Source organism: Streptomyces sp. x-19, from assembly GCF_046549115.1.
Taxonomy (GTDB): domain Bacteria; phylum Actinomycetota; class Actinomycetes; order Streptomycetales; family Streptomycetaceae; genus Streptomyces; species Streptomyces albulus_C.
Genome location: NZ_JAJPWK010000012.1, coordinates 54,351 through 81,315, shown reverse-complemented (window position 1 = coordinate 81,315; position 26,965 = coordinate 54,351). Strand labels below are relative to the sequence as shown.

The window sequence follows — 26,965 nt, the reverse complement described above, 5'->3', positions numbered from 1 at the left end:
ACCAGGCCCCACCCACCCGTCTTTCAACCCACCCCCTCCGGCCCGTCACCGGCACCCAACAGCCCCGCGCAGCGGACAACGCCCCGCGCCGCAGGCGCAACGGCAAAAACCCCCACGGCGGGAACGCCGACAACGCCCGCGCCGCCAGGCGCAAACGCCAACCCCCACGGCGGGAAAGCCAAAAACGTGGGAAGCCAACCAAGCGCAGCGAAACCGTTAGCGCCGCCGTCCCACCCGTTCGTCCGTCGCCACGGCTGAGGCGCCAGCCGCCACCGTCTCGTAGACGGCGAGGATGTCCGCGCCGACCGTGGACCAGTCGAAGCGGCGGACGTGTTTGCTGCCGCGTTCGCTGAGTTCGGTGCGCCTGTCGGGGGTGTTCAGCAGGCGGATCGCGGTGGTGGCGAGCGCCTCGGCGTCTTCGTTGGTGAAGAGTTCGCCGGCTTCGCCCTGGTCCAGGACCTGGGCGAACGCGTCGAGGTCGCTGGCCAGTACGGGTGCGCCGGCGGACAGCGCTTCGACGAGGATGATGCCGAAGGACTCGCCGCCCGTGTTGGGTGCGACGTAGACGTCGACGCTGCGCAGCAGGCGTGCCTTGTCCTCGTCGGAGACCATGCCGAGGAACTCGACCCGGGGGCGCAGGTCGGCGGGGAGGCCGGCGACTGCTTCGTCCTGGTCGCCGCGGCCGGCGACCAGTAGTCGGGCGTCGGGGACCGCGGCGAGGATCGCGGGCAGGGCCTTCATGAGGACCGGCAGGCCCTTGCGGGGTTCGTCGATCCGGCCGATGAAGCCGATGGTGCGGCCCTGCCACTCGGGCCGCGGCTCGGCCCGGGCGAAGAAGTCGACGTCGACGCCGTTGGGGATGACCACGGCGTCGCCGCCGAGGTGCTCGACCAGGGTGCGGCGGGCGTACTCGCTGACGGCGATGCGGGCGCTGATCTTCTCCAGGGCGGGTTGGAGGATCGGATATGCGGCGATCATGGCCCGGGAGCGCGGGTTGGAGGTGTGGAAGGTCGCGACGATCGGGCCCTGTGCCGCCCAGCAGGCGAGCAGGCCCAGGGAGGGCGAGGCGGGCTCGTGGATGTGGATGACGTCGAAGGCGCCGTTCTGGAGCCAGCGGCGGACCCGCGCGGCGGAGAGGAAACCGAAGTTGAGGCGGGCGACCGAGCCGTTGTACGGCACGGGGACGGCCCGGCCGGCCGGCACGACGTAGGCGGGCAGCGGGGTCTCGTCGTCCGCGGGGGCCAGCACGGAGACCTCGTGGCCGAGGCCGATCAGGTGCTCGGCCAGGTCGCGGATGTGGAACTGCACGCCGCCGGGGACGTCCCAGGAGTACGGGCAGACGATGCCGATCTTCACGCGGGCTCCGTTCCGGGGGTGCCGTCGCGCGGCGTCAGGTCGGCGAGCCACAGCCGCTGGAGCATGTGCCAGTCCTCGGGGTGGTCGGCGATGCCGCCGGCGAAGGCGTCGGCGAGTGCCTGGGTCATGCGGGCGGCCTTCTCGGTGCGGGTGCCGTCCTCGGGCACCTCGATCTCCGGGTGGACGCGGCCGCGCATGACGGGGGTGTCGTCGTACCAGAGGGTGACGGGCAGCAGCATCGCGCCGGTCTGGAGGGCGAGCATCGCGGGCCCGGCCGGCATCTTCGTCTCCTCGCCGAAGAACGTCACCGGTATTCCGGAGCTGGACAGGTCACGGTCGGCGACCAGGCAGACCAGGCCACCGGCGCGCAGCCGCCGGGCCAGCGTGCCGAAGGCGGCGCCGCCGGTGTGCGGCAGGACCTCCATGCCCAGTCCCTCGCGGTAGGCGACGAACCGGTCGTAGAGGGATTCCGGTTTGAGGCGCTCGGCGACGGTGGTGAACGGGGTGTTGAGCTTGGTGGTGACCCAGACGCCGGCGAGGTCGTAGTTGCCCATGTGGGGCAGGGCCAGGATCACCCCGCGGTCGCTCTTGAGGCCGTCCTCCAGGTGGTGCACGTCCTCGGGGGCGAAACCGCCTTTTATCCGCTGCTCGCTCCACGCCGGCAGCCGGAAGGACTCCATCCAGTACCGCATGTACGAACGCATCCCGGCCCGGGAGAGCGCCGCCAGCCGCTGCGCGGAGGCGCCCGGGACGACCCGCGCGAGGTTGGACTCCAACCGTTGCACGCCCTTGCCGCGGCGCCGCCAGGCGACGTCGGCGAGCTGCCGGCCGAGCTGCACCGCGACGCCCTCGGGGAGCCGCTTGACGGTGCTCCAGCCCAGGCCGTACAGCCCGTCCACGAGCTTCTCGGTGTCGATCAGCTTCCGGCCCCCCATCAGCCGTTCCCCCCTTGGGCGAGGGCGTCGGCCTCGGCCGACTCCCGTCGTACGGTCACCACGCGCTGGCCGAGCGTGACGGCGCTGCCGACGGCGACCACCCACAGGGCGATCGGCAGCAGCACCTGGACGCCCGGCACGCCGAACGCGTGCAGCCCGGACAGACCGCAGGCGACCAGCGAGATGACCAGCCGCTCGGCCCGCTCCACCAGGCCGTTGACGTTCACCGGCAGCCCGATGGCCTCGCCCCGCGCCTTGGTGTACGAGACGACCTGGCCGCTGGCGAGGCAGAAGATGGCGATCGCGCAGAGCGCCAGGCTGTCGCCGCGGCCGGCGTACCACAGGGCCAGCCCACCGAAGATCGCCGAGTCCGCGACCCGGTCGAGGGTGGAGTCCAAGAAGGCGCCCCAGCGGCTGGAGCGGCCCAACTGGCGCGCCATGTTGCCGTCGACGAGGTCGGAGAAGACGAACAGCGTGATCACGACCGTGCCCCAAAAGAACTCGCCCTGGGGATAGAAGATCAGGGCACCGGCCACCACACCGCCGGTCCCGACGAGGGTGACCGCGTCCGGGCTGACCCCGAGACGGATGAGCAGGGCGGCGAACGGTGTGAGAACACGCGTGAAGAACGCACGCGCGTACTTGTTCAGCATGACCTTCCCGGAAAGTCGATACGGGCCGCGCGGTCGATGGGCCACCGGCTGGCCCATCGTAGCCAGGAGGCCCCGGGGCACCACGAACGCATCGCGGCGCGGGGTACATCACACGGCTCGGGCCGCCCGCCGCGCGCCCGCACGGCGGCCCGTGGAAACCCCGCCGCGTGGCCGGTCGGCACCGGCCGCACGTGCCACGTATGGACGCATCCTGAACCCGGTGGAAAGCTCGAATCACCGCAAAGTGTCGACCTGGAGGCGAGACACATGAGCGAGAAGTCGAGTACGAACCCAGGAGCCGCCGGAAGGGCACCGGCGGCCGACCGGCCCGCTGCCCTGCGCAATGTGGTGCTGGTCGGCCACAGCGGCTCGGGGAAGACCACCCTGGTCGAAGCGCTCGCGCTGGCTTCGGGCGCGGTCAACCGCGCGGGCCGCGTCGAGGACGGCGGCTGCCTCTCCGACTACGACGAGATCGAGCACCGGCAGCAACGCTCGGTGCAGCTCTCCCTGGTCCCCGTGGACTGGGGCGGGATAAAGATCAATCTGTTGGACACCCCCGGGTACGCGGATTTCGTCGGGGAGCTCAGGGCCGGTCTGCGCGCGGCGGACGCGGCCCTCTTCGTCGTCTCGGCGGCCGACGGCGTGGCCGGTGCGACCCGGATGGTGTGGGACGAGTGCGCGGCCGTCGGGATGCCGCGCGCCCTGGTCGTCACGCACCTGGAGGCCGCGCGCGCCGACTTCGACGAGATGACCCGGCGGTGCGCGGTGACCTTCGGCGGGGACGACCTGGACGCCGTCCTGCCGCTGTACCTACCGCTGTACGGCCCCGCGGGCGCGGACGGCCACGCCCCCGTCGACGGCCTGATCGGCCTGCTGTCGCAGCGCGTCTTCGACTACTCCTCCGGGGAGCGGACCGAGCGCGCCCCCACCGACGAGGAACTCCCGCTGATCGAGGCGGCCCGGAACCGCCTGATCGAGGGGATCATCGCCGAGAGCGAGGACGAGTCGCTCATGGACCGCTATCTCGCCGGTGAGGAGATCGAGCTCAAGACGCTCGTCGGCGACCTGGAGACCGCGGTCGCCCGCGGCTCCTTCCACCCCGTGCTGGCCGCCGCCCCGGCCGTGGAGGGGGCCAGGCAGGGGCTGGGCACCGTCGAACTGCTGGAGCTGATCACCGGCGGCTTCCCCACCCCAGCGGAGCGCGAGGCGCCCGCCGTGACCAGTCCCGACGGGGCCCCGCGGCCGGGGCTGGGCTGCGACCCGGAGGGCCCGCTCGCCGCCGAGGTCGTCAAGACCTCCTCCGACCCGTACGTCGGCCGGCTCTCCCTCGTCCGGGTCTTCTCCGGCACGCTGCGCCCCGACGACACGGTGCACGTCTCCGGTCACGGCCTGGAGGACCGCGGGCACGAGGACCACGACGTCGACGAGCGGGTCAGCGCGCTGTCCGCGCCGTTCGGCAAGCAGCAGCGTCCGCTCACCCGGGCCATCGCCGGCGATCTGGCCTGCGTCGCCAAGCTGACCCGCGCCGAGACCGGCGACACCCTGTCCGGCAAGGACGCGCCGCTGCTGATGGAGCCGTGGGCGATGCCGGACCCGCTGCTTCCGGTCGCCATCCGGGCGCACAGCAAGGCCGACGAGGACAAGCTCTCGCAGGGCCTGGCCCGGTTGGTCGCCGAGGACCCCACGATGTGCCTGGAGCACAATCAGGACACCCGCCAGGTGGTCCTGTGGTGCATGGGCGAGGCGCACGCCGACGTGGCCCTGGAGCGGCTGCGCTCCCGTTACGGCGTCCAGGTCGACACCGTCGACCACCGGGTCGCGCTGCGGGAGACGTTCGGCGGGCCCGCGTCGGGCCGCGGCCGGCACGTCAAGCAGTCCGGCGGCCACGGCCAGTTCGCGATCTGCGAGATCCAGGTCGAACCGCTGCCGGGCGGCTCCGGCATCGAGTTCGTCGACAAGGTCGTGGGCGGTGCGGTGCCCCGGCAGTTCATCCCGTCGGTGGAGAAGGGCGTCCGTGCCCAGGCCGCCCGCGGGATCGCCACCGGGCATCCGCTCGTGGACGTCCGGGTCACCCTGCTCGACGGCAAGTCCCACTCGGTCGACTCCTCGGACGCGGCGTTCCAGACGGCGGGCGCCCTGGCCCTGCGGGAGGCCGCCGCGCAGACCACGATCGACCTGCTGGAACCGGTCGCCGAGGTGCGCGTCCTCGTACCGGACGAGTACGTCGGGCCGGTGCTCAGCGACCTCTCCGGCCGCCGTGGCCGGGTCGTCGGCACCGAACAGTCCGGATTCGGCCGCACCCTGGTCCGCGCCGAAGTGCCGGAGATCGAGATCGGGCGCTACGCCGTCGACCTGCGCTCGCTCTCGCACGGCACCGGACGCTTCGGCCGCGGGTACCTGCGGCACGAGCCGATGCCCGGCCAGCTCGCCGCGCGGATGCGGGCCGAGGAGACGGTCACGGCGTAGGTAACGGCCGGTCAGCCGCCGTCCCGGACAGCCCACTTGGGTCGGGCCGGCGGCTGTACGCTGGGGCCTTGAGCCGCTGCGCCGCGCGTTCCGGGCCAACCTGCGAGCACACCGGCCCAGCAGGTGTGCGCCAAACCGTAGTCGGGTAGAGCGCATCAGCGGATACGCGCGTGATGGGGGCGGTAGTGGCAGACGGCTTTGACTTCAGTCCGGGGGCGCAGGTCCCCATCTCGGGGGGCGCCGGACAGACGGCGGCGACCCAGGCGTTGGCCTCGGCCGCCTACCGGGACAGCCCGCTGGCCGACATCTCCAAGGCCGACTCCGACTCCGGCACGTCCGAGATCAAGAAGCCCAAGCTGTCGCTGTTCGCGCCCAACCTCGGCGAGGCGTTCGCCCGCGCCGTCCAGGTGCGGATGCTCGGCGGCGGCCGCGGTCCGTTGATCCAGTCCTTCGGCACCGAACCGCAGACGGTCGTCGAGCACTGCCTGTCGGCCACCCGCATCCGCAAGCAGCGCGACGCCCAGCTGACGGTCCTGATGGTGGTGTGCGGGCTGCTCTTCCTGCCCGGCGTGCTGCTGTGGCTCGGCGCCTTCCAACTCCGCAAGATGTTCTCCAAGGACGGCGAGGGCAACGGCATCTCGCCGCTGGGCGGCGTGCTGCTGGCCCTGCTGGCCGCGGTCGGCCTGTTCTTCATGATCAAGCTGCCGCTCAACGGCTTCTGGCCGCTGTACGCCCGGGGGATGCTCATCGCCCCGGTGGTCGGCTGGTGGCTGGCCAAGCAGATCTGCGAGCGGACGGCAGTGACGCTGCGGGAGGCGTGGAAGGGGCTGCTGGAGGGCGGCGGCGTCGCCGCGAAGATCCCCGAGGCGGTGCCGCAGGACCCGAACCACACCTCCGCCGAGACCCTGCGCCACAACCTCGCCAAGGTCTCCGCCGAGCAGCGCAGCAACGTCGTCTTCTACGCCGGCCCCAAGGGCATACTCGGCATGGGCACCCGGTGGGGCACCTGGCAGCTCGCCGAGGAGCTCCGGCCGGCCCAAGAGGGCACCGACATCCACCCGTTCCGCAGCTGGGACGTCATCCGCGCGATCCACGACCGGCTGCGCCTGCTGGAGCGCAGCCCGCTGCACACCGGCGGTTTCCAGCAGCCGCCGTCCGTGCGCCACTGGATCGTCTCCCCCGTGGGCGAGAAGGCCAAGGCCGTCTCCCGCCCGGAGGGCACGCACGTCGACGGGTACGAGGTCCGCGACCACGAGATAGCGCGGATCTGCAACGAGCAGCAGTTCGGCAGCGGCGACCGCCACTACCTCGGCGTCCAGTTCGTCCTGTGGGACGGCCAGTTGGTGCTCACGCTGATGATCACCGTCACCGTCCTGCACGAGACGCTGCGCATCGAGGTCAGCGGCCACGCCCTCGGCCCGGTCAACTCCCTGTTCACCGGCAAGCCGTCGCCCAAGACCAAGGAAGTGGCCAAGGTCGTGCGGTTCTGGGAGACCAAGACCCAGACGTTGCCGCTGATCGAGCCGTCCGAGGTGGTCCGGCTGGCCGCCCGCGCCCCGCTGACGTGGTTCCCGCCGGTGCTGGACTTCCTCGGCGGCAAGCTCGCCCTGCCCGAGCCGTTCGGGCTGCGCCACGTCTGGGCCGACAAGCCCTGGCGCCACCGCTTCATGGCCGATGACGCGCTGCGCGCCGCGACCCCGGTCCTGCGGGCCGTGCACGCCGCCGCGATGAGCGTCCTGAAGGAGAACGGCGTCGACGTCGAGCGGTTCGACAACCGCTCCCTGGTGCTCAGCGGGATGGTCCAGAGCGCCGAGCCGAAGAAGGCCGACGAGTACAACGCGTAGGGCACGGCCCCGCGCTCCGTGTGCACACGGGCGCGCGCCCGGCTTCCCGCCGGGCGCGCGCCCGTTTCCGTTCCGCCGCCGGTCGGATCCGGCGGGCACGTCCTAGCGGAAGATCCCGGTGTGCCCCAGCGAGTACCGTCCCGGCTGCGGGTAGACCGCGAGCCCGTGTGGCCCGACGCCCACCCGGATCTTCGCCAGGGTCTTCCCGGTGTGCGTGTCGAGCGCGTAGACCTCGGAGTTGTACCGCCCGGACAGCCACAGCACGTTGCCGTCCGCCGAGACGCCGCCCATGTCCGGGCTGCCGCCGCCGCGGATGTGCCACTTGTTGACGAGTTCCCCGGTCTTGAAGTCCAGCAGCGAGATGGATCCCTCGCCCCGGTTGGAGACGTACATGGTCCGGGAGTCGCGGCTGACGTAGAGGCCGTGGGCGCCCTTGCCGGTGGGCAGCAGCTTCGGCCGGTCGAAGGTGTCGCCGTTCAGGATCCAGACGCCGTCGGCCATCATGTCGGCGACGTACCAGGTCTTGCCGTCCGGCGAGATCTTCACGTCCTGCGGCATCGCCCCCTCGAACGGGAGCTTCTGCTGGGCGATCACCGTCATCTTCGCGGTGTCGACCTTGAGCAGTTCACCGGAGAACTCGCAGGAGACGATGAAGTACTTCCCGTCCGGCGAGAAGTCGGCGTGGTTGACGCCCGCGCAGCTGACCGGGAGGGTCTTGCGGATCGCCATGGTGTGCGGGTCCCGGAACACCAGCTGACGGTCCATCGACGCCATGACGACCGCGTACTTCCCGTCCGGAGTGAAGTAGAGGTTGTACGGGTCGTGGACCTTGACGGGCTTGCCGGCCTTGCCGGTGGCCGGGTCGATCGGGGTGAGGTCGTGCCCCCGGTTGTTGTTGACCCACAGCGTCTTCATGTCCCAGGACGGCACCACGTGTTGCGGCTGCACGCCCACCGGGATCGTCTCGATCACCTTGTAGGTCTTGGGGTCGATGACGGTGACCGTGTCGGAGCCGGTGTTGGGCACGTAGATCCGCGACGGGAAGTTCTTGACCTGCGGCGCCAGCCGGTTGGGCCGGTCCGCGGCGTACAGGTCACGCGCGTCCAGCACGGGCGGCATCCCGGGCAGCCCCTGGACGACGGCCTTGTGCGGCGAGGCTCCGGCGGACCGCGCGGGGGCGGTCTGCTCCCCGCCGCCGGCGCAGCCCGCCGCCACCAGGGCGCAGGCCGCGACGAGCAGCGCGGCCCGCCGGGTGGGCCGGGAGCCGGGCGGGCGGGGGTGGGTACGGTTCCGGTCAGCCATCAGGTCACTAGCTCCGTTGTCGTCACCGCGCGCAGACCGCGCCGGCGGAGGCCGTCGAGGATCGGGGGCAGCGCGGCCACCGTGCCGGCGTGCCCGAGGTGGAGACTGACGACCGACCCCGGCCGGATGCCGTCCAGGACCATGCGCTGGACGGCCGGGGCGCCGGGGTCGTTCGCGTCGAGGGAGTCCACGTCGTACGACAGGACGTGCGGGTAGCCGACCTGACGGGCCAGCCGGATCACCTGGGGGGTCGCCCGTTGGGTCTGCGAGGGGCGGAACCAGCTGCCGATGCTGCCGGTGAGCCTGCGCAGCCGGTCGGCGCACTGGCTGATCTCGGCGAGCGCGGCGGCGGCCGGCAACGCGCAGATGTTGCGGTGGTGCATGGTGTGGTTGCCGAGTTCGTGGCCGCCGTCCAGGACGCGGCGGGCCATCGCGGGCTGCTCGTCGAGCCACTCGCCCACGGCCAGCACGGTGACCCGGGCGCCGGCCCGTTCGGCCTCGCCGAGCAGCGCCCCGGCCAGCTTGGGGTCGCCCCTGCCGTGGAACGTCAGGGCCACCGCGTGGCCGTCGCGCGGTCCGTGTTCGATCTCCGCGGGCAGGCCGGGGGCGCGGGTCGGCGGCCGGGCGGCGGGCTGCCGGGCGGGGGCGGACCGGCCCGTCCCCTGGGGGGTCGGGCCGCCGCCGGCCGGTCGGGAGGCGGAGTCGTCCGCCGATCGCTTCGGATCACAGCCCGCCGTGAGCGCGCCGGCGGCCGCGGCCGCGGCGGCGGCGGCGGCGCGCAGCACGAAGCGACGATCTAGGGAAGTCACCACCCCATTAGAGGCGCAAAAATTCCCAATCGGTGCGATATGTACGATTCATTCGGGTGCGTGTCGCCGCGTTCACCCGACGCGCACCCCTGCTACACCGGCCATGCCGCGGCCAGCATCGCCCTGGTGTCGGCGAGGAGTTGGGGCAGGACCTTGGTGTGGCCGACCACCGGCATGAAGTTGGTGTCGCCGCCCCAGCGGGGGACGACGTGCTGGTGGAGGTGGGCGGCGATCCCGGCGCCGGCCACGCTGCCCTGGTTCATCCCGATGTTGAAACCGTGCGCCCCGGAGGCGGTGCGCAGCGCCGTCATCGCCCGCTTGGTGAAGTCCGCCAGCTCCGCCGTCTCCGCCTCGTCGAGGTCGGTGTAGTCGGCGACGTGGCGGAACGGGACGACCATGAGGTGCCCGCCGTTGTACGGGTAGAGGTTCAGCACCGCGTACACCCGCTCACCGCGGGCGACGACCAGACCGTCCTCGTCCGACTTCGCGGGAATGGTGCAGAACGGACAGCCGTCGTCGGCCCCCGGGCCGCTCGGCTTGTTCTCCCCCTGGATGTACGCCATCCGGTGGGGCGTCCACAGGCGCTGGAAGGCGTCCTGCGTCCCGACTCCGATCTGCTGTTCCGGCTCACTCGTCATGTTGCGAAGCATATTCTCCCGGGCCGGCGGGGGAAGCGGCGAGGGGCGGTCCCGATCGGGACCGCCCCTCGTGCGTGCAGGCCGTCGCGTCACACCTGGGCGCGACGCTCCACCGCGTCCAGCAGCTTGGCCAGCGCCGCTTCCTTCGGAATGCCGTTCTCCTGCGAACCGTCGCGGTAGCGGAACGACACCGCGCCGGCGGCCAGGTCCTCGTCACCGGCGAGGATCATGAACGGCACCTTGGCCTTCTGCGCGTTCCGGATCTTCTTCTGCATCCGGTCCGAGGAGGAGTCGACCTCCAGCCGCAGCCCCCGGGCCTTCGCCTCCGCGGCGAACTCCGCCAGGTACGGGACGTGCGCGTCGCCGATCGGGATGCAGGTGGCCTGCACCGGGGCCAGCCAGGCCGGGAAGGCGCCGGCGTAGTGCTCCAGCAGCACCGCGAAGAACCGCTCGATCGACCCGAACAGCGCGCGGTGGATCATGACCGGCCGCTGCTTGGTGCCGTCCGCCGAGGTGTATTCGAGGTCGAAGCGCTCCGGCAGGTTGAAGTCGAGCTGGATCGTCGACATCTGCCAGGTGCGGCCGATCGCGTCCTTGGTCTGGACGGAGATCTTCGGGCCGTAGAAGGCGGCGCCGCCCGGGTCCGGGACCAGCGGGAGGCCCTGCTTGTCCGCGACCTGGCGGAGGGTCTCGGTGGCCTCCTCCCAGACCTCGTCCGAGCCGACGAACTTCTCCGGGTCCTTGGTGGACAGCTCCAGGTAGAAGTCGTCCAGACCGTAGTCGCGGAGCAGGTTCAGCACGAAGGTGAGCGTCCGGTCCAGCTCGTCGGCCATCTGCTCGCGGGTGCAGTAGATGTGCGCGTCGTCCTGCGTGAAGCCGCGGGCCCGGGTCAGGCCGTGCACGACGCCGGACTTCTCGTAGCGGTACACCGTCCCGAACTCGAAGAGGCGCAGCGGCAGTTCACGGTACGAGCGGCCGCGCGCATCGAAGATCAGGTTGTGCATCGGGCAGTTCATGGGCTTGAGGTAGTAGTCCACGCCCTCGTCGAGCTGCATGGGCGGGTACATGCCGTCGGCGTACCAGTCCAGGTGGCCCGAGGTCTCGAAGAGCTTCCCCTTCGTCGCGTGCGGGGTGTAGACGAACTCGTAGCCCTCTTCCTCGTGGCGGCGCCGCGAGTAGTCCTCCATCACGCGCCGGACGATGCCGCCCTTGGGGTGGAAGACGGCCAGGCCGGAGCCGATCTGCTCCGGGACGGAGAACAGGTCCAGCTCGGCACCGAGCTTGCGGTGGTCGCGCTTCTCGGCCTCGGCGAGGAAGTCCAGGTAGCCCTTGAGCTCGTCCTTGGTCGGCCAGGCGGTGCCGTAGATGCGCTGGAGCTGCGGGTTCTTCTCGCTGCCGCGCCAGTAGGCGGCGGCCGACCGCATCAGCTTGAAGACCGGGATGGCGCGGGTGCTCGGCAGGTGCGGGCCGCGGCACAGGTCCTTCCAGCACAGCTCGCCGGTCTTGGCGTCGAGGTTGTCGTAGATGCTCAGCTCGCCCGCGCCGACCTCGGCGGAGGCGCCCTCGGCGGCGTCCGCGGCGGAGCCCTTGAGGCCGATCAGCTCCAGCTTGTACGGCTCGTCGGCCAGCTCCGCGCGGGCCTCCTCGTCGGAGACCACGCGGCGGGAGAACTTCTGCCCGCGCTTCTGGATCTCCTGCATCTTCTTCTCGATGCGCTTGAGGTCGTCCGGGTGGAAGGGCTTCTCGACGTCGAAGTCGTAGTAGAAGCCGTCCTTGATCGGCGGGCCGATGCCGAGCTTGGCCTCCGGGAAGAGCTCCTGAACGGCCTGGGCCATCACGTGCGCGGCGGAGTGCCGCAGGATGTTCAGGCCGTCCTCGGAGGTGATCTCGACGGGCTCGACCTCGTCGCCGTCGGCCAGCTCGTGGGCGAGGTCCTTCAGCTCGCCGGCCACCCGTGCGGCCACGACGCTGCGCTCGCCCTGGAAGAGGTCGGCGGCCGTAGTCCCCGTGGTCACCACGCGTTCTTCCCGCTCGGAATCGCGTTGGACGGTCACACGGACGTCTGACACCGGTCTCTCCTGACTCATGTCTTTCGCGCGTCAGCGTTTGCTGCGCCCCCGAATCGTACCGAGCCGCGGGACCACACCGCGAAACGGTGCCGGCCGCCCGCTCAGCCGTCCGCCGGCGGCACGTCGCACACCTCCTCGGCGTCGTCGAAGCCGTCGTCGCCGCCTTCCGTCGGCGCCTGTGCCAGCGCCTTCATCAGCCGGTCCCGATCGGCCGGATCGACCTGGACGGGGGTGACGTCCCGACCGCCGGTGATCCGCCGGAAGCCGCCCCGGCTCTCCAGCCGGCCGCTCACCCGGATCGGCAACCCGGCCAGGTGGGCGTGGCCGGCGATCCGGTAGTCCTCCTCCTCCAGCGCCGCCCGCACCTGCCCCACGTCGGCCCCGCTGATCACCCGCAGCCGCACCGACCCCGGACCGTCCGGACGCTCCCGGCGCAGCCGGACGACGGAACCGGTCACCCGCACCGGCAGCGACGGCTCGGCACGGACGTAGCGCCGGGCGGCCCGCTGGAGCGCGGGCAGATCGCCGGGCGAGAACTCCACCGGTTCGGGGCGGGCCGCGAAACCCGCCGGGGCGCCGGCCGCCGGCGACCAGCACAGGGTGATCCGGACCCCCTCCGCGCCCCGCACCAGCGCGATCAACGCCTGCACCAGCTCGTGGCAGACGCCCAGTCCGACCGCCGCGTCGAACGCCTCCATGCCGCCGGCGGCCCGCTGGTAGTCGGTGGCGTCCCGGGCCGCGTGCAGGGCCCGCTGGAGGCCGGTGACCACGCCCCGTCCGGCCCGTACGGGCACGAACGCGGCCAGGTGCCGACCGGCCGGGCCCGGGCCGACCAACACCTGGCCGAGGAACCCCTCGGCCCGCCGTTGGTGCCGGGCGCCGTAATAGCCGGCCCGGGCGTAGCTGCCGAGCGCGCCGGCGGTCAACAGCGCGCGGGCCGCGGCGCGCAGCTGCTCCTGCGCCACCCAGTGCGCGGTGCCCGGCCCGCCGTCCGGGGCCTCGCGCTCCCAACGGACCTCGTCGCTGGGCACCGCGAGCCCGACCAGCACCTCGCGGGCCGACGGTGCGGCGCTCCGCTCCAGCGCGGCCAACGCCTCCGCCAACAGCTCGGCGCTGTCCGGAAATCGCCGGTCCTGGGGCACCAGCAGACTGGTCCCGCCGGCCCCGTCGGGCGGGGTCCAACGGGCGTAGTGGCCGGCCGCGCCGCTGCGGCGCCGCCACCCGTGCCGGGCCAACAGGGCCGCGAGCACCGTCGGGTCGAGCCGCGCCGGATCCGGTGGTGCCGCACCGTAGTCATCGGTGGACCGCGCCATCAGGGTCTCCCTCCCGCCCCGACCCGCGTCATGATCTCGCGGAGCGCGCGGTCGTCGAAGATCCGCGTGGTCGGGATCCGCACAGTGGTCCGGCGCCGGCCGGTCACCGGATGGCCGGCGAGGTTGGTCCAGTAGCAGCAGTGCCGCAGTTCCAGGTGGTCGTGTCCGGCCCGCAGCCAGTCGTCCGGGTCCCGCGGGACGAGCATCACGACGAGGATCTTGTGCACCGCCACCGGCGAGCGGGCCAGCTTCACCAGGTGGTCGTTGTCGAGCGTGAAGGCGAACGTCGGCCCCGGTGGGCGCGGGGCGGTCTGGTAGGTGCACTTGAGCTGCACCTTGATGGTGACTTCGTCGTCGACGGTGTGACCGGGCGCGGCATGGCTGACGTGCCAGTCGATGCCGTTGTCCGGGAAGGGCTGCGCCAGCGAGCAACCGGCCGCGGCGGCGACCGCGTGCAGGTAGCCCACCTGGAGGGTTTCCATGCAGGCCGTGGTGGCCAGGCCACCGCGCTGCGGTGTGGGAGAGGGCCGGGGGTACCGCCCGCTTGCGGGGGACAGCCCGCCCGGTTCGGGCTGCGCGAGGGTCATCGCGGATGCCTTCCGGGCCGTGCCGAATCGTCTGTTTCCGGGCGGCGGGGCGGGGTCCGGCGCTCGGGAGCCGCCGGACCGCGCACGGTGCGCCGGCCCGTCACTGTCGTTGTCTCCGCGTCAAGCGGGCCGCAAACAAGGGCGGTTCGAGCCGACTGCAACTCGGGTATCACCAGCACGGATGACGTCGCACCGCCATCCCCCGTACGACCGCGAGGAGTTGGATGATGCCGCGCTGGTATGACGGTCCACTTGCCGCCTTCGACACCGAGACGACGGGCATCGACGTCGAGCGCGATCGCATCGTCTCCGCCGCCCTGGTGATCCAGGAAACCCCGCGCGCCGCCCCGCGCGTCACCCGCTGGCTGGTCAATCCGGGCGTGGAGATACCCGAGGCCGCGACGGCGGTGCACGGACTGACGGCCGACCACCTCGCCCGGCACGGCCGCTGGCCGGCGCCGGTGCTGGAGGAGGTGGCCCGGGCGCTGGCCGCCCAGGCGGTGGCCGGCCGGCCGTTGGTGGTGATGAACGCCCCGTTCGATCTCACGCTCCTGGAACGGGAGTTGAAGCGCCACCGCGCCAGCTCGCTCGACGCCTACCTGGGGGCGCACCCCCTGCACGTCCTCGACCCGCGGGTCCTGGACAAGCACCTGGACCGCTACCGCAAGGGCCGCCGCACCCTCACCGACCTCTGCGCGCACTACGAGGTCGAACTGGCCGACGCCCACGAGGCGGCCGCGGACGCACTGGCCGCACTGCGCGTGGTCCGGGAGGTGGGCCGGCGCTTCGCCGACCGGCTGGACGGGCTGCAACCCGCCGAGTTGCACACCCGGCAGGCGGTCTGGTTCGCCGCCCAGGCGCGTGGCCTCCAGGCGTGGTTCGCCCGCAGCGGTTCCCCGGAGTCGGTCGACCCGCATTGGCCGTTGCGGCCGGAACTCCCCACCGCCGCCTGATTACCCATCAGAATTCCGTCGGGAATTCCCACGAAGTCCACCGGGAAGGGAACGGAATCACCGTTCCGAAGACGAAGCCGCACCGGGCCAATGAAAAGAACCGGACCGCCTCTTGGCGGCCCGGTTCAGGATTCCGGTGGGCGATACTGGGTTCGAACCAGTGACCTCTTCGGTGTGAACGAAGCGCTCTCCCACTGAGCTAATCGCCCGGGTTCCGGCGGGGTTTCCCCCGCGAACGACCTGAACGATACAGGTCGTCACGCCCTTCCATCAAATTCCCCGCCGAGCCCCTCATCCGCGGGCCAGCCAGGCCGCCAGCCCGCGCCGTCCGGCCCGCATCATCAGCGCGTGGTTGATCCGGAACAGCGGCCGCCCGACCAGCGCCCACCGCCGCAGCGCCGGCTTGCGGAGCTCCACGTCCTGCTCGAAGACGACCCGGGTGCCGCCGGCCCCGGGCGCGACCGTCCAGCGCGCCCGACCGACCAGGTCCCCGCCCATCTCGACCTCCAGCACCCCGCCCCCCGGATCCCGCCGGACCTCGGTCGCCACCACGGCCAGCTCGTACGGCAGGGAGGACCGGAACCGCGCACTGGCGCTGCGATCGTCGAGCGGAACGACCTCGCGCACCTGCGGCCACCAGCGGGGATACGCCTCGCCCCGCTCCAGGACCGCATAGACGACGGTGGGCTGGGCGCTCAGCTGCCACACGCTACGGAAGTGGTAGCGGTGGAGCCGGCCGGGCGGACCGGAGGGGGCGAACATGATCCCAGTGTGCGCCCCGGCACCCGGGAAACCCCTCAACAACCGCGACGGCCCGGAGACTTGAGTCTCCGGGCCGTCGTCCGGGGTGGGCGATACTGGGTTCGAACCAGTGACCTCTTCGGTGTGAACGAAGCGCTCTCCCACTGAGCTAATCGCCCGGGCGCATCGCCAACATTACCGCACGTCGGAGGCGCTCCCGACCACGGCGGCACCGCAGACCTCCGCACACCCGGAGCAGACGCCACCCCCGCCCGTTCGTCGGCGCGGCCGTCGCGTCCGGCACGCCGAACCGACGGAGATCATCGCAAAGCACCCCCCGCTCCGTTACTCTGCGTATTCGTCACGCCTGCGCAACGGACGGGATCGCCTGGCGAAATTACCGCCGGGGACGCTCACGCAATCCGCCGTAAGAGGTACCTGAAGCCACCCAAAACCGTCAGAGGGGTTTACAACGGCACCGTAGGTGGCATGTCGATTTCGCCGACGTGCGAATCCCCGAGCGCACACTGAGCGAAAGGCCCTGGCGCTTATGAACACCACGGTCAGCTGCGAGCTGCACCTGCGCCTCGTTGTGTCGAGCGAGTCCTCACTGCCTGTACCCGCGGGCCTGCGGTATGACACGGCCGATCCCTATGCCGTGCACGCCACCTTCCACACCGGAGCCGAGGAAACGGTTGAGTGGGTCTTCGCCCGCGACCTCCTCGCCGAGGGCCTCCACCGGCCCACGGGCACCGGCGACGTCCGCGTCTGGCCGTCCCGGAGCCACGGTCAGGGCGTCGTCTGCATCGCCCTGAGCTCCCCGGAAGGAGAAGCCCTGCTGGAAGCCCCGGCACGGGCGCTGGAATCGTTCCTGAAGCGAACGGATGCCGCCGTACCGCCCGGTACGGAGCATCGCCATTTCGATCTCGACACGGAGCTCTCCCACATCCTGGCGGAGAGCTGAGACGCAGCACGCAACCCACCGCATCCACCCGCTCACACTTGCGACCGTCCGACTCGGGGAGACGGCGCAGGACCGACAAGTTCACACGGCACACTTCGGCGCCGTCACCGCGGACCCACCGCGGGGACGGCGCCGAAGCTTGTCCCAGGCGCTAGAGTCGGCGACCATTCGCCAACGACACCGGGGCGGCACCGGCCGACCCCACCCGGCCAGGGAGCGGAACCGTGCTGATCACCCATGACACCCGGTGCGCGCTGGACGCGGTCGTCGACCTGTTGAACACCGCTCCCGAGGGCGACTCCCCCGGTGCCCCGGACAGCCTCACCGACCTCCCGGCCCTCACCGAGTTCGTCCGGCGCAACGAGGTCAGCGGTGTGGGATCGCTCGGTCCGGACGACCTGGCCGCCGTGCGGGCCGTGCGGGCACGGTTCGCGGAGATCTTCGCGGCCGGCGACGACCACACCGCGGCCGCGCGGTTGAACGCGCTGGTCGCCTCCGCGGGCACCACGCCGCAGCTGACCGACCACGACGGCTACGACTGGCACGTCCACTACTTCGCGCCGGGCGCCACGGTCGCCGACCACCTGGCCGCGGACGGCGGGATGGCGCTGGCGTTCATCCTCGTCGCCGGGGAGCGCGAGCGGCTGCGGCGCTGCGAGGCACCGGACTGCCGGCACGCCTTCGTGGACCTCTCCCGCAACCGCTCGCGGCGCTACTGCGACAGCCGGACCTGCGGGAACCGGCTGCACGTCGCGGCGTACCGGGCACGGCGGCGGGAGGCGGCGGGCTGACACCGGCCGAGGAGCCGCGACCCGCCCCCGGGCGGAGCCGTCACATCGGACGGCTCCGGGGGTCAGAGGATGTAGAGGTCGTGCACCGCTCCCAGGAGGAGCAGCAGGCCGATCACGGCTAGGAAAAGCATCAGCGGCGGCTGGGACAGCGCGAACAGGCAACCGCGCGGTTCGGCGGACGGGGCGTCGTCTTGGGCGAGGGCGCACTCATCGTTCATCTCGCGCGCATCATCGCGCAGATGATCGTCTCGGAGCCCGCAATGGGCCCCTCAGCAGGGGGAGTTCATCAGATCCCGTGCTTTTTCAGGATCGCTTCGATGTCCGAGAAGTCATCCTTGGGAGCGCTGCCGGCGCTCGGGGCCGCGGCGCTGGCGGGAGCCTTCCGACCGGTGCCCAGGGACGGCGCGGAGGCTGCCGGGGCCACCGCCGCCACTTCGGAACCCGCCGCGGCCCGGCGCTCCTTGCGGCCCGCCACCCCACGGCGCCGCTCCACCAGCCTGGTGAGCGCGAACAGTGCCGCGGAGACCGCGAGCACCCCGAACCCGGCCCAGACCGTGGGCTTGAAGACGATGCTGGTGACCCAGTCGACGACGCCCGTCATGACCAGGCCGATCGGGATGAGGGCGAAGGCGGCGATCCGGGTCGCGGCCAGGAAACGCTTGCGGTAAGCGGTCAGCGCGGCGATGCCCAAGCCCGCTGCCGACACCGCGGCACAGACTGTCGAGGTCAGCATCCGGTCCTCCTGCCGGTCGAAGGGGCGAGCGGGCGTTCCGCGCGCTCTTCCATCCTGCCCTCTCGGACCCCGCCCAGGCCACGTTCCGACCAGGACCTCAGGGAGATCTCCGGGTCGCCCTCCTCCGCAGGTCCGGGTTCCTCCCCGGGTCGACGGGCTGGAAGACTGGCCGCATGAACGACGCCGCCGCCTCCGGCCCCAGCAACCCCGTCAGCTCCACCCGCCCCGTCCGCCCCGTGCTCGACGTGTGGTGCGATCTGCAGTGCCCGGACTGTGCCACCGCTCTGACGGACGTGCGGGCGCTGCGCGAGCGCTTCGAGGACCGGCTGGAGATCCGGCTGCGCCACTTCCCGCTGGCGAAGCACAAGCACGCCTACGCGGCCGCCCAGGCCGCCGAGGAGGCCGCCGGGCAGGGCCGAAGCTGGCCGTATGTCGAGGCGGTGCTGGCGCGGACCGACGAACTCGGCAAGCGCGGCGAGCAGGCGCTGGTGGACATCGCCGCGGAGCTGGGGCTGGACGCCGAGGAGGTCGACACCGCGCTCGTCGACGGACGGCACCTGCTGGTCGTGGACGCGGACCAGGCCGAGGGCAAGGCGATCGGCGTGACCGGCACCCCGACCTACGAGGTCGGCGGCGAACGACTGGACGGCGGCAAGAGCCAGGACGGACTGCGCGCGCGGATCGAGGAGATCGTCGAGCGGCTGCTGGCCGAGCAGGACGCCGCGGCGGGCTGACGCACCGGGAAGAGCGGCCGGGCCGGGCCGGGCCGGCTCGGCCCGGCCCCGCGGGCTGCTGCTCAGAGGATCGGCTTCCACATGCGGTAGGCGGTGGTCCGGTAGCCCAGCGACCGGTAGAGGCCGAGGGCCGGGACGTTGTCGGCGGCGACATTGAGGGCCAGGGAGCCGCGGCCCGCGGACAGGGTCTCGCGCTCGGCGACGAGCATCAGGCTGCGGCCGTGGCCCTCGCCGCGGTGCTCCGGCGCCACCCGGACGTCCCGCACGTAGCCACCGGGCTGCCCGGGCAGCCGCAGGGCGAGCCAGAGGGTGCCGACGTCCCTGCCCTCGTGGGCGAGGACCCGGAGGACCTGACCGGGGGTGGCCGCGCCCTCGGGGAACAGCGCGTCGTGTTCGGCGACCGTGATCCGTTCGGCGTGTGCGAGGGGCACTCCCTGGGCGGTCTCCGACCGGATGCGCTCGGCGACCGCCGCGTCCCGCCAGGCCGGGTACTCGGCCTCGGACATCGGCCGATCGACGCTGCCGTCCGGGAGCCCGCCGGGCCGGGTCAGGGCCCGTGCCATGGTGCGGCTGCGCTCGGTGTAGCCCAGGGCCGCCGAGAGGCGCACCGCGGCCTCGGCGTCCGCGGGCACGGTGAGTTCGATCTGCCGGCACCCCCAACCGCGCAGCACTTCCTCGGCGGCCAGCGCGGCGACCGTGGCCCGGCCGCGGTGCCGGTCGGGCGCGTCGACCCCCAGGGCCTCGATCCGGCCGGCCGTGGGCCCGAACCGGGCGTCGGTGGCCAGCTGGATCCCGCCGACCCGGCGGCTGTTGACGCAGATGTCGTAGGGGCGGGACCGGCGGCCGTCGTCGTGTCGTACTTCGGGGCCCGCGGGGCGCAGCGTAGTGGTCACGAGGACTTTGTACTCGCCCGCCCGCGGGCCCGTCACCCTCAGCGGGGGTCGAAGTCCGCGGCCGCCTCCCGGTCGAAGATCCGCATCGCCTCGGCGGTCACCGGGCCCGGCACGTCGGCGAGTTGGCGGTCGTCGATCCGCGTCACGGCCTGGACGTCGCGCAGTGTGGAGGTCAGGAAGATCTCCTCGGCGCTCTCCAGGACGTCCCACGGCAGGTCCGTCTCCTTGGCGCCGGCCCAGGCCACGGTCAGCGCCCGGGTGATACCGGCCAGGCAGCCGGAGGCCAGCGGCGGGGTGTGCAGTTCGCCGTCGAGGACGACGAAGACGTTGGAGCCGGTGCCCTCGCAGAGCGCACCGACGGTGTTGGCGAACAGCGCCTCGGAGGCGCCCCGTTCGCGGGCGCGGGCGAGGGCGACGACGTTCTCCCCGTACGAGGTGGTTTTCAGGCCGGCGAGGGCACCGCGCTCGTTGCGCGTCCAGGGGACGGTGACCGCGGCGGTGGTGTCGGACCGCCGGGCGGCCTCGGAGGCCGCGACGACCAGGGTCGGGCCGGCCTCGCCGCGATCCGAGCCGAGTGGGGAGAGGCCCCCGGTGTAGGTGATCCGCAGCCGCCCCAGCGCCATCGGGTTGGCGTCCAGGACGGCCGTGCAGCCGCGTCGCACCTCGTCGAGGTCGGGGGCGGGCAGGCCGAGGCCACGCGCGGAGGTGGCCAGCCGCTCCAGGTGGCGGGTGAGGGCGAAGGCCCGCCCCCGCTCCGCCTTGACCGTCTCGAAGACCCCGTCGCCGACCGTCAGGCCGTGGTCGAAGACCGAGACGCGGGCCTCCCCGGCGTCCTGCAGTTCGCCGTCGAGCCAGATCTTCATCGGTTCAGTCCTCCGCTCACTTCGTGCTCACCGGACGCTACCGCGAGCAGTCGGCGCGCCTTCAACTCGGTCTCCGCCCACTCCCGGTCCGGATCCGAGTCCCAGATGATCCCGGCGCCGGCGCCGAACCTGAGCACCGGGCCGGCGGGGGCGGCGCGGTCGATCCAGAACGTGCGGATGCCGACGTTGAGCCAGCCGGTACGCCGGTCGGCGTCCACCCAGCCGATGCCGCCGCAGTAGGGGCCGCGCGGGGCGGTCTCCAGCTCGTCGATGATCCGCAGGGCGCTGGACTTGGGGGCTCCGGTGACCGAGCCCGGCGGGAAGGTGGCACCGAGGAGATCGGCCCAGGCCGTCTTCTCGTGGGTCTCGGCCAGTTCACCGCGCACGGTGGAGACGAGGTGGACCAGGCCGGGGTGCTCCTCCACCGCGCACAGGGCGGGAACGGTGACCGAACCGGTGGCGCACACCCGGCCCAGGTCGTTGCGGACCAGGTCCACGATCATCACGTTCTCCGCGCGGTCCTTCGCGGAGAGGTCCGCGGCGGTGCGACCGGTGCCCTTGATGGGGCCGGACTCCACGGTGCGGTCGTCCCGACGCAGGAAGAGCTCAGGGGAGGCGGTCGCGATCTCGACGCCGTGCGCGGGCAGCCGCATCGTTCCGGCGTACGGCGCGGGGTTGCCCCGGGCGAGGACGGCGGAGAGCGCGTCCACGTCGGCGCGGTCGGGGTCGGGCAGCGGCACGGTCAACACCCGGCAGAGGTTCACTTGGTAGACCGTGCCGGCCGCGATGTGGTCCCGGATGCGCCGGACGCCGTCCGTGTAGGCGGTGCGGTCCATGGAGCTGCACCAGTCGGCCGGGGTGGGGCCCCGCCAGGCGTCGGGCGCGGGGGCGTCCGCGGCCGTGGCCGGGCGGACGTCGCCGAAGCGGGCGCAGACCACGCCCCCCTCGAAGTCGGCGGTCACCGCCCACCAGCCCGCGGAATCCAGTGCCGCGGGATCGCTGGTCACATCGCGCAGGTCGGTGGCTATCAGGCCGCCGAAGCGGGCCATCGGAGCGAAATCGTGCACGTCAGTGAGTCTATGGCCGGGCACCGTCGATCGCCCGGGCCGAGCGAGCAGCGCAGCACGCTGCACAAACGCGTTTTTGTACTGGCCCAGGAATCCGCTAGAGTTCAACACGTCGCCGGGACACGAAAGCGCCCCGGAGGCCAGGTAGCTTCCCGACCTAGTCAGGGAGAGCCACCCGCGGACGTAGCTCAGTTGGTAGAGCACCACCTTGCCAAGGTGGATGTCGCGAGTTCGAGTCTCGTCGTCCGCTCGATGTGGGGGATCATCCCGAACCCCCTGCACACTCCTGGTGGAGTGGCCGAGAGGCGAGGCAACGGCCTGCAAAGCCGTCTACACGGGTTCAAATCCCGTCTCCACCTCCAAGGACGATTAGCTCAGCGGGAGAGCGCTTCCCTGACACGGAAGAGGTCACTGGTTCAATCCCAGTATCGTCCACTGATCCGGTATCGCCGGATCCCCGCGCGATTAGCTCAGCGGGAGAGCGCTTCCCTGACACGGAAGAGGTCACTGGTTCAATCCCAGTATCGCGCACGCAGTACCCGCGGTGATCTTCGAGATCCGCGGTCCCGAGGACGATTAGCTCAGCGGGAGAGCGCTTCCCTGACACGGAAGAGGTCACTGGTTCAATCCCAGTATCGTCCACACCGCAGGTCGAGGGCCGGAGCTGATGCTCCGGCCCTCGGTCGTTGTCGCCGACAGCACCGGGTCGACGGGGACAACTCCCCCGGGCCCGCCGGTCGTTCCCGAAAAACCCGATGGCCGGGCATCTCCCCAGATGCCCGGCCAATCGTGCCGTCCGCCGCACCCCCGTCCCCACGGGGTTTCGGTCGGAGGTCCCCGTCCCGGGCCGCTCTCCCAGGACCGGGGCGCCCGCTCAGCGCCCCAGCATTCCGACCACGGACGACGCCTGTGTGACGACGGCCTCCCAGCCGCCGAAGACCACGGCCAGGAGAAACGCCAGCGGCAGCACCATGGCGACCGCTATGAGGGGATGGCGGGTACCGGTGGGTCGGCTGCCGCCGAGCGCGTTGGTGGCCCGGTGGCCCCGCGCCCGGAGGGCCGTCCGCCCCGTCGTGTCCGCCATCGCCCTGCTCCTGTCATGATCCGGAGCGGCGGGCGTCTGGCCTCGGGGGACGAGTGCTGCGCCCGCCGCTTGATCTCAAGCCTAGGCGCGCGGGCGGGGCCGGGCGTCATGCCGTCGTACCGCTTGACCGGCCTCCAGGAGGATGACGGGAGGGGGCCCGGCGTACTCCCCTGGGTGGAGAGGGAGCGCGGCGGCCCCGGGACATCCCCGAGAAGGACGCGAGGCGGGTGCTGCCCGGTCCGGGGGCCGAGAGGGCCGATCGTGCACGAGCGTGATGAAACGGTGACTTCGATCACTCGGTGTGCTGCGCCGCGCGGGGTCCCCGCGCCCGTGACGCGGGGTCCGCGCGCCCCCTGGCCCGCGCCGCCCGCGCACCTTTCACACCGTCAAAGTCCGCTGGGAAAGGGATCTTTGGGGGGCGGCGCGGGTAGCGGAGCCGGGGGCCGGGCGGAATTCCCGCCGTGCGGCGGGGATCGGAACGTCCGCGGGCAATCCGGTTGCCGACGCATGCGCGGCCTCTCAGCACAGCGAGCCGTCAATCCGTAAGCTGTGCCACGTCAGACGGTTGAGCGGAGTGGGGCCTCCCCACCGCAGGCAGGGGACGGACATGGCGATGATGCGGCTCCGACGCGAGGACCCGCGTGTCGTCGGATCGTTCCGGCTGCACCGCCGGCTCGGCGCGGGCGGGATGGGCGTGGTCTACCTCGGCTCGGACAAACGCGGGCAGCGGGTCGCCCTGAAGGTGATCCGGCCGGACCTGGCGGAGGATCAGGAGTTCCGGTCGCGGTTCGCCCGCGAGGTGTCGGCCGCCCGGCGGATCCGCGGCGGTTGCACGGCGCGGCTGGTGGCGGCCGATCTGGACGCCGACCGCCCGTGGTTCGCGACCCAGTACGTCCCCGGCCCCTCGCTGCACGACAAGGTGAACGAGGAGGGGCCACTCTCCCCGGCGCAGGTCGCCGCCATCGGTGCGGCGCTGTCCGAGGGTCTGCTGGCCGTCCACGACGCGGGCGTGGTGCACCGGGACCTGAAGCCGTCCAACATCCTGCTGTCGCCCAAGGGGCCGCGGATCATCGACTTCGGGATCGCCTGGGCAACCGGCGCCAGCACCCTGACGCACGTCGGGACGGCCGTCGGCTCGCCGGGCTTCCTGGCGCCGGAGCAGGTGCGCGGCGCGGCGGTCACGCCGGCGACCGACATCTTCTCGCTGGGCGCCACCCTGGCGTACACCTGCACCGCGGATTCGCCGTTCGGGCAGGGCAGTTCGGAGGTCATGCTCTACCGCGTGGTCCACGAGGAGGCGCACCTGGCCGGGGTGCCGGACGCGCTGGCGCCGCTGCTCGCGGCGTGCCTGGCGAAGGATCCGGCGGACCGGCCCAGCACCCTGTCGCTGTCGCTGCGGCTGAAGGAGATCGCGGCCCGTGAGGCGCACGGGCTGTCGGGCGGGAGCTGGGACCACGGTTCCGGCGGCGACGAGGACTGGGGGCGCGCCGAACGGCGGCCGGCGGAGCGTCCGTCCGGTCAGCGGGCCGAGGAGTACGCCCGCCAGCGGACCGAACGGCGGACCGGCGGCGCGTCGGCGCCGCGGCCCCGCCCGGCCCGGCCGGCGGCCTCCCGGGACGCGGCGCCCCGCGACGCGTCTGCCCGGGCGCAGGGGCCGGCGTCGGGCACCGGTCCGCGGACCGGTGGGCGGGACGCGGGGCGGGGCCCGGCCTCCCGCCCCACGGGGCGAAACGGTTCGCGTCCCGCGGTGCGCACCGGTTCGGGCGGCCGGCGGCCGGGCCCGGACCGGCGGTTGCTGCGGCAGCGGGTGGTGGTGTTCGTCGTGGTGACGCTGCTGGTGGCGCTGGGCATCGCGGCGGCCCAGGGATGTCAGGGGCCGACCCGCGGGCTCGGTGGGGAACGGCCGGTGAGCGTCGCGTCGTACCACGGCGGTGGCGCGGCCGGCGGGGACGCCCGGCCGCACTGAGGCCGGACGGCCGGGCGGCCGCCACCGGGCGGGCGCCGGGGGCTACTCCGGGCGGGACGTGGTGACCGCGTAGAAGGCGACTGCCGCCGCGGCACCGACGTTGAGGGAGTCCACGCCGTGGGCCATCGGGATGCGGACCCATTCGTCGGCGGCGCGCAGCGCACCGGGCGTCAGGCCGCCGCCCTCGGCACCGAGCATCAGCGCGACGCGTTCGAGGTCCCGCGGGACGGCCTCGTCGAGGGCCACCGCCCCCTCGGCCGGGGTCAGGGCGAGCAGTTTGAAGCCCGCCTCCCGCACGACGGCCAGATCGCGCGGCCAGCTCTCCAGGCGGGCGTACGGGACCGAGAAGACCGCGCCCATGGAGACCTTCACCGAACGGCGGTAGAGCGGGTCGGCGCAGTCCGGGGAGAGCAGGACCGCGTCCATGCCCAGGGCCGCGGCGCTGCGGAAGATGGCGCCGATGTTGGTGTGGTCGTTGACCGCCTCCATGACCGCGATCCGACGGGCGCCGGCGAGGAGTTCGGCGGCCGGGGGCAGCGGCTTGCGCTGCATGGAGGCGAGCGCGCCGCGGTGCACGTGGTAGCCCGTCACCCGCTCGGCGAGGTCCGGGCTGACCGCGTAGACGGGGGCCGGGACCTCGTCGATGACGTCGCGCATGACGTCGACCCACTTGGCCGAGAGCAGCATCGAGCGCATCTCGTACCCGGCGTGCCGGGCGCGGCGGATGACCTTCTCGCCCTCGGCGATGAAGAGTCCTTCGGCCGGTTCGCGCCGACGCCGCAGCTCGACGTCGGTGAGGCCGGTGTAGTCGCGCAGCCGCGGGTCGTCCGGGTCATCGACGGTGATGATTTCTGCCACGGGAAGAGAGTGCCTTGTCGGTGTCGAGGAGCGGGTGCCGGGGAGCGGATCAGCTACGGGGCGGGGGTGGCGGGGGCGAGGGCGACCACGTCGCCGATGACGATGACGGCCGGCGGGCGGACGCCTTCGGCCCGTACGGTCGCGCCGAGGGTGGCGAGGGTGGCGTCCACCCTGCGCTGGGCGGCGGTGGTGCCCTCCTGGACGACGGCGGCCGGGGTGTCCGCGGGCCGGCCGCACGCTATGAGCTTGGCCGCGATGGCACCGCTGTTCTCCACGCCCATCAGCACGACGAGGGTGCCGCGCAGCTTGGCGAGCGCGGCCCAGTCCACCAGCGACCGCTCGTCCTCGGGGGCGACGTGGCCGCTGACCACGGTGAACTCGTGGGCGACCCCCCGGTGGGTGACCGGGATGCCGGCGGCGCCGGGGACGGAGATGGTGGAGGAGATGCCGGGGACGACGGTGCACGGGATGCCGGCGTCGGCGAGCGCCTGGGCCTCTTCCATGCCCCGACCGAAGACGAACGGGTCGCCGCCCTTGAGGCGGACCACGGCCTTGCCGGCCTTGGCGTGCTCGATCAGGGCGTTGTTGATCGCCTCCTGCGCCATGAACCGCCCATAGGGGATCTTGGCGGCGTCGATGACCTCGACGTGCGGCGGGAGTTCGGCGAGCAGGTCGCGGGGGCCGAGCCGGTCGGCGATGACCACGTCCGCCTCGGCCAGCAGGCGACGGCCGCGGACGGTGATCAGGTCGGGGTCGCCGGGACCGCCGCCGACCAGCGCCACGGTGGGGGTGTGCGGGCGGCGGTGGTGCGGGGCGGCGATGCTGCCGTCGCGCAGGCCCTCGACGACGGCGTCGCGGATGGCCGCCGAGCGACGCGGATCGCGGCCGGTGAGGACCGCCACGGTGACGCCCTCGCTGCGTCCGGTGGCCGGGGTCCAGGCGGTGGCGGCCTCGGCGTCGTCGGCGCGGACGGCCCAGACGCGGCGTTCCTCGGCCTCCTGGGAGGCGGCGGCGTTGGCCTCGGGGTCGTCCGTGGAGATCAGCGCGTACCAGGCACCGTCGAGGTCGCCGGGCCGGTAGCGGCGGCGCTCCCAGCGGAGTTCGCCGGTGTCGGCCATCGCCTCGACGGAGGGGGTGGCGGACGGCGAGACCAGCAGGACGTCGGCGCCGGCGGCCAGGAGGGCGGGCAGCCGGCGCTGGGCGACCTGGCCGGCGCCCAGGACGACCACGCGGCGGCCGGACAGCCGCAGTCCGACGGGGTAGGCGGAGTGTTCGGCGACGGGCTCGGCCATGGTGGTGTGGGCTCCTCGTGCGGTGGTGCGAGTTCGACGCCCGGTTCAGTCGCT

General features: G+C 72.6%; 25 protein-coding genes and 7 tRNA genes. 12 read left to right on the top strand and 20 right to left on the bottom strand.

Annotated elements, in window-relative coordinates; all coding sequences use genetic code 11:
- Positions 1–216: 216 nt before the first annotated feature.
- From ACLJT4_RS25180 to pgsA, 3 genes are read right to left on the bottom strand one after another with little or no spacing between them, the layout of a single operon-like run.
- Positions 217–1,356, bottom strand: a complete 1,140-nt coding sequence (locus tag ACLJT4_RS25180; RefSeq protein ID WP_411125426.1) for a glycosyltransferase family 4 protein — start codon at positions 1,354–1,356, stop codon at positions 217–219.
- A complete protein-coding gene (locus ACLJT4_RS25175) occupies positions 1,353–2,291 on the bottom strand; it encodes a phosphatidylinositol mannoside acyltransferase (RefSeq protein WP_411125424.1) in 939 nt (312 codons plus the stop codon). Before ACLJT4_RS25175 ends, ACLJT4_RS25180 begins: the two co-directional genes overlap by 4 nt.
- A complete protein-coding gene (gene pgsA / locus ACLJT4_RS25170; RefSeq protein ID WP_016574755.1) occupies positions 2,291–2,944 on the bottom strand; it encodes a phosphatidylinositol phosphate synthase in 654 nt (217 codons plus the stop codon). The genes ACLJT4_RS25175 and pgsA overlap by 1 nt, the downstream gene beginning before the upstream one ends.
- Before the next feature lie 267 nt (positions 2,945–3,211).
- On the opposite strand from pgsA, the gene ACLJT4_RS25165 reads away from it, so the two are divergent.
- Entirely contained in the window at positions 3,212–5,410 is a 2,199-nt protein-coding gene (locus ACLJT4_RS25165) for an elongation factor G-like protein EF-G2 (protein WP_411125421.1), read from the top strand.
- A gap of 185 nt (positions 5,411–5,595) precedes the next feature.
- Positions 5,596–7,254 carry a hypothetical protein gene (locus tag ACLJT4_RS25160; RefSeq protein WP_016574753.1) on the top strand — a complete coding sequence of 553 codons (1,659 nt, stop codon included), beginning with the start codon at positions 5,596–5,598 and terminating at the stop codon, positions 7,252–7,254.
- A 102-nt stretch (positions 7,255–7,356) separates the two neighbouring features.
- On the opposite strand, the gene ACLJT4_RS25155 is transcribed toward ACLJT4_RS25160, so the two are convergent.
- From ACLJT4_RS25155 to ACLJT4_RS25130, 6 genes are all read right to left on the bottom strand, one after another.
- Positions 7,357–8,556, bottom strand: coding sequence for a hypothetical protein (locus ACLJT4_RS25155; RefSeq protein ID WP_411125419.1), 1,200 nt, complete (start codon positions 8,554–8,556; stop codon positions 7,357–7,359).
- The gene (locus ACLJT4_RS25150; protein WP_411125417.1) at positions 8,556–9,365 is read right to left on the bottom strand and encodes a polysaccharide deacetylase family protein; all 810 of its coding nucleotides are present in this window, start codon (positions 9,363–9,365) and stop codon (positions 8,556–8,558) included. The genes ACLJT4_RS25155 and ACLJT4_RS25150 overlap by 1 nt, the downstream gene beginning before the upstream one ends.
- A 92-nt stretch (positions 9,366–9,457) precedes the next feature.
- Positions 9,458–10,015, bottom strand: coding sequence for an HIT family protein (locus ACLJT4_RS25145; RefSeq protein WP_016579182.1), 558 nt, complete (start codon positions 10,013–10,015; stop codon positions 9,458–9,460).
- A gap of 77 nt (positions 10,016–10,092) precedes the next feature.
- Positions 10,093–12,072 carry a threonine--tRNA ligase gene (gene thrS / locus ACLJT4_RS25140; protein WP_411125415.1) on the bottom strand — a complete coding sequence of 660 codons (1,980 nt, stop codon included), beginning with the start codon at positions 12,070–12,072 and terminating at the stop codon, positions 10,093–10,095.
- A gap of 101 nt (positions 12,073–12,173) precedes the next feature.
- Complete coding sequence (locus ACLJT4_RS25135) at positions 12,174–13,385, bottom strand: hypothetical protein (protein WP_411125413.1); 1,212 nt, start codon at positions 13,383–13,385, stop codon at positions 12,174–12,176.
- Entirely contained in the window at positions 13,385–13,972 is a 588-nt protein-coding gene (locus tag ACLJT4_RS25130) for a DUF4365 domain-containing protein (protein WP_037633201.1), read from the bottom strand. Before ACLJT4_RS25130 ends, ACLJT4_RS25135 begins: the two co-directional genes overlap by 1 nt.
- Before the next feature lie 227 nt (positions 13,973–14,199).
- Between ACLJT4_RS25130 and ACLJT4_RS25125 the strand changes: the two genes are divergently transcribed.
- Complete coding sequence (locus tag ACLJT4_RS25125; RefSeq protein WP_411125411.1) at positions 14,200–14,925, top strand: exonuclease domain-containing protein; 726 nt, start codon at positions 14,200–14,202, stop codon at positions 14,923–14,925.
- Between the two features lie 137 nt (positions 14,926–15,062).
- Here the strand turns inward: ACLJT4_RS25125 and ACLJT4_RS25120 are convergent.
- The 3 genes from ACLJT4_RS25120 to ACLJT4_RS25110 all read right to left on the bottom strand — a co-directional run bounded on the left by ACLJT4_RS25120 (position 15,063) and on the right by ACLJT4_RS25110 (position 15,845).
- Positions 15,063–15,134 (bottom strand) — tRNA-Val (locus ACLJT4_RS25120).
- A gap of 82 nt (positions 15,135–15,216) precedes the next feature.
- A complete protein-coding gene (locus ACLJT4_RS25115; RefSeq protein ID WP_016575875.1) occupies positions 15,217–15,687 on the bottom strand; it encodes an SRPBCC family protein in 471 nt (156 codons plus the stop codon).
- An 86-nt stretch (positions 15,688–15,773) separates the two neighbouring features.
- Positions 15,774–15,845 (bottom strand) — tRNA-Val (locus tag ACLJT4_RS25110).
- A gap of 371 nt (positions 15,846–16,216) precedes the next feature.
- On the opposite strand from ACLJT4_RS25110, the gene ACLJT4_RS25105 reads away from it, so the two are divergent.
- Together ACLJT4_RS25105 and ACLJT4_RS25100 are read left to right on the top strand one after the other, a co-directional pair.
- Positions 16,217–16,630 carry an SsgA family sporulation/cell division regulator gene (locus ACLJT4_RS25105; protein ID WP_003959770.1) on the top strand — a complete coding sequence of 138 codons (414 nt, stop codon included), beginning with the start codon at positions 16,217–16,219 and terminating at the stop codon, positions 16,628–16,630.
- A 224-nt stretch (positions 16,631–16,854) separates the two neighbouring features.
- Positions 16,855–17,421 carry a CGNR zinc finger domain-containing protein gene (locus ACLJT4_RS25100; RefSeq protein ID WP_038518300.1) on the top strand — a complete coding sequence of 189 codons (567 nt, stop codon included), beginning with the start codon at positions 16,855–16,857 and terminating at the stop codon, positions 17,419–17,421.
- Between the two features lie 62 nt (positions 17,422–17,483).
- On the opposite strand, the gene ACLJT4_RS25095 is transcribed toward ACLJT4_RS25100, so the two are convergent.
- The gene (locus ACLJT4_RS25095; RefSeq protein ID WP_016575873.1) at positions 17,484–17,639 is read right to left on the bottom strand and encodes a hypothetical protein; all 156 of its coding nucleotides are present in this window, start codon (positions 17,637–17,639) and stop codon (positions 17,484–17,486) included.
- 68 nt (positions 17,640–17,707) lie between these two features.
- Positions 17,708–18,154 carry a hypothetical protein gene (locus ACLJT4_RS25090; protein ID WP_411125408.1) on the bottom strand — a complete coding sequence of 149 codons (447 nt, stop codon included), beginning with the start codon at positions 18,152–18,154 and terminating at the stop codon, positions 17,708–17,710.
- A 173-nt stretch (positions 18,155–18,327) separates the two neighbouring features.
- Between ACLJT4_RS25090 and ACLJT4_RS25085 the strand changes: the two genes are divergently transcribed.
- Positions 18,328–18,888 carry a DsbA family protein gene (locus ACLJT4_RS25085; RefSeq protein ID WP_411125406.1) on the top strand — a complete coding sequence of 187 codons (561 nt, stop codon included), beginning with the start codon at positions 18,328–18,330 and terminating at the stop codon, positions 18,886–18,888.
- Between the two features lie 62 nt (positions 18,889–18,950).
- Here ACLJT4_RS25085 and ACLJT4_RS25080 read toward each other — a convergent pair whose 3' ends face one another.
- Genes ACLJT4_RS25080 through ACLJT4_RS25070 form a run of 3 tightly spaced genes read right to left on the bottom strand, consistent with a single transcriptional unit; the run spans position 18,951 to position 21,711 of the window.
- Complete coding sequence (locus ACLJT4_RS25080; protein WP_411125404.1) at positions 18,951–19,781, bottom strand: GNAT family N-acetyltransferase; 831 nt, start codon at positions 19,779–19,781, stop codon at positions 18,951–18,953.
- Positions 19,782–19,819: 38 nt separating this feature from the next.
- Positions 19,820–20,644 carry an aminotransferase class IV gene (locus ACLJT4_RS25075; RefSeq protein ID WP_411125402.1) on the bottom strand — a complete coding sequence of 275 codons (825 nt, stop codon included), beginning with the start codon at positions 20,642–20,644 and terminating at the stop codon, positions 19,820–19,822.
- Entirely contained in the window at positions 20,641–21,711 is a 1,071-nt protein-coding gene (locus ACLJT4_RS25070; RefSeq protein WP_411125400.1) for a chorismate-binding protein, read from the bottom strand. Before ACLJT4_RS25070 ends, ACLJT4_RS25075 begins: the two co-directional genes overlap by 4 nt.
- Before the next feature lie 177 nt (positions 21,712–21,888).
- Between ACLJT4_RS25070 and ACLJT4_RS25065 the strand changes: the two genes are divergently transcribed.
- The 5 genes from ACLJT4_RS25065 (at position 21,889) to ACLJT4_RS25045 (ending at position 22,353) form a co-directional block, all read left to right on the top strand.
- Positions 21,889–21,961: transfer RNA gene (locus ACLJT4_RS25065), tRNA-Gly, on the top strand.
- A 38-nt stretch (positions 21,962–21,999) separates the two neighbouring features.
- Positions 22,000–22,073, top strand: a tRNA-Cys gene (locus ACLJT4_RS25060).
- 1 nt (position 22,074) lies between these two features.
- Positions 22,075–22,146: transfer RNA gene (locus tag ACLJT4_RS25055), tRNA-Val, on the top strand.
- Between the two features lie 24 nt (positions 22,147–22,170).
- A tRNA-Val gene (locus tag ACLJT4_RS25050) sits at positions 22,171–22,242 on the top strand.
- Between the two features lie 39 nt (positions 22,243–22,281).
- A tRNA-Val gene (locus ACLJT4_RS25045) sits at positions 22,282–22,353 on the top strand.
- Between the two features lie 232 nt (positions 22,354–22,585).
- On the opposite strand, the gene ACLJT4_RS25040 is transcribed toward ACLJT4_RS25045, so the two are convergent.
- Entirely contained in the window at positions 22,586–22,795 is a 210-nt protein-coding gene (locus tag ACLJT4_RS25040; RefSeq protein ID WP_016577615.1) for a hypothetical protein, read from the bottom strand.
- Between the two features lie 607 nt (positions 22,796–23,402).
- Between ACLJT4_RS25040 and ACLJT4_RS25035 the strand changes: the two genes are divergently transcribed.
- Positions 23,403–24,761, top strand: coding sequence for a protein kinase domain-containing protein (locus tag ACLJT4_RS25035; RefSeq protein WP_411125398.1), 1,359 nt, complete (start codon positions 23,403–23,405; stop codon positions 24,759–24,761).
- A gap of 42 nt (positions 24,762–24,803) precedes the next feature.
- On the opposite strand, the gene ACLJT4_RS25030 is transcribed toward ACLJT4_RS25035, so the two are convergent.
- Positions 24,804–25,619, bottom strand: a complete 816-nt coding sequence (locus tag ACLJT4_RS25030; RefSeq protein ID WP_411125396.1) for a TrmH family RNA methyltransferase — start codon at positions 25,617–25,619, stop codon at positions 24,804–24,806.
- Between the two features lie 53 nt (positions 25,620–25,672).
- Positions 25,673–26,911 (bottom strand): uroporphyrinogen-III C-methyltransferase, encoded by a 1,239-nt coding sequence (gene cobA / locus ACLJT4_RS25025; protein WP_233657964.1) that lies wholly within the window; start codon positions 26,909–26,911, stop codon positions 25,673–25,675.
- Positions 26,912–26,965 lie beyond the last annotated feature (54 nt).

What these genes read in the sequence shown, in the direction of transcription:
- ACLJT4_RS25155 (WP_411125419.1), bottom strand. Translation starts at nt 8,556, where the DNA reads ATGGCTGACCGGAACCGTACCCACCCCCGCCCGCCCGGCTCCCGGCCC.
- ACLJT4_RS25130 (WP_037633201.1), bottom strand. Translation starts at nt 13,972, where the DNA reads ATGACCCTCGCGCAGCCCGAACCGGGCGGGCTGTCCCCCGCAAGCGGG.
- ACLJT4_RS25145 (WP_016579182.1), bottom strand. Translation starts at nt 10,015, where the DNA reads ATGCTTCGCAACATGACGAGTGAGCCGGAACAGCAGATCGGAGTCGGG.
- ACLJT4_RS25035 (WP_411125398.1), top strand. Translation starts at nt 23,403, where the DNA reads ATGGCGATGATGCGGCTCCGACGCGAGGACCCGCGTGTCGTCGGATCG.
- ACLJT4_RS25165 (WP_411125421.1), top strand. Translation starts at nt 3,212, where the DNA reads ATGAGCGAGAAGTCGAGTACGAACCCAGGAGCCGCCGGAAGGGCACCG.
- cobA (WP_233657964.1), bottom strand. Translation starts at nt 26,911, where the DNA reads ATGGCCGAGCCCGTCGCCGAACACTCCGCCTACCCCGTCGGACTGCGG.
- ACLJT4_RS25090 (WP_411125408.1), bottom strand. Translation starts at nt 18,154, where the DNA reads ATGCTGACCTCGACAGTCTGTGCCGCGGTGTCGGCAGCGGGCTTGGGC.
- ACLJT4_RS25175 (WP_411125424.1), bottom strand. Translation starts at nt 2,291, where the DNA reads ATGGGGGGCCGGAAGCTGATCGACACCGAGAAGCTCGTGGACGGGCTG.
- ACLJT4_RS25125 (WP_411125411.1), top strand. Translation starts at nt 14,200, where the DNA reads ATGCCGCGCTGGTATGACGGTCCACTTGCCGCCTTCGACACCGAGACG.
- ACLJT4_RS25040 (WP_016577615.1), bottom strand. Translation starts at nt 22,795, where the DNA reads ATGGCGGACACGACGGGGCGGACGGCCCTCCGGGCGCGGGGCCACCGG.
- pgsA (WP_016574755.1), bottom strand. Translation starts at nt 2,944, where the DNA reads ATGCTGAACAAGTACGCGCGTGCGTTCTTCACGCGTGTTCTCACACCG.
- ACLJT4_RS25135 (WP_411125413.1), bottom strand. Translation starts at nt 13,385, where the DNA reads ATGGCGCGGTCCACCGATGACTACGGTGCGGCACCACCGGATCCGGCG.
- ACLJT4_RS25105 (WP_003959770.1), top strand. Translation starts at nt 16,217, where the DNA reads ATGAACACCACGGTCAGCTGCGAGCTGCACCTGCGCCTCGTTGTGTCG.
- ACLJT4_RS25085 (WP_411125406.1), top strand. Translation starts at nt 18,328, where the DNA reads ATGAACGACGCCGCCGCCTCCGGCCCCAGCAACCCCGTCAGCTCCACC.
- ACLJT4_RS25115 (WP_016575875.1), bottom strand. Translation starts at nt 15,687, where the DNA reads ATGTTCGCCCCCTCCGGTCCGCCCGGCCGGCTCCACCGCTACCACTTC.
- ACLJT4_RS25095 (WP_016575873.1), bottom strand. Translation starts at nt 17,639, where the DNA reads ATGAACGATGAGTGCGCCCTCGCCCAAGACGACGCCCCGTCCGCCGAA.
- ACLJT4_RS25075 (WP_411125402.1), bottom strand. Translation starts at nt 20,644, where the DNA reads ATGAAGATCTGGCTCGACGGCGAACTGCAGGACGCCGGGGAGGCCCGC.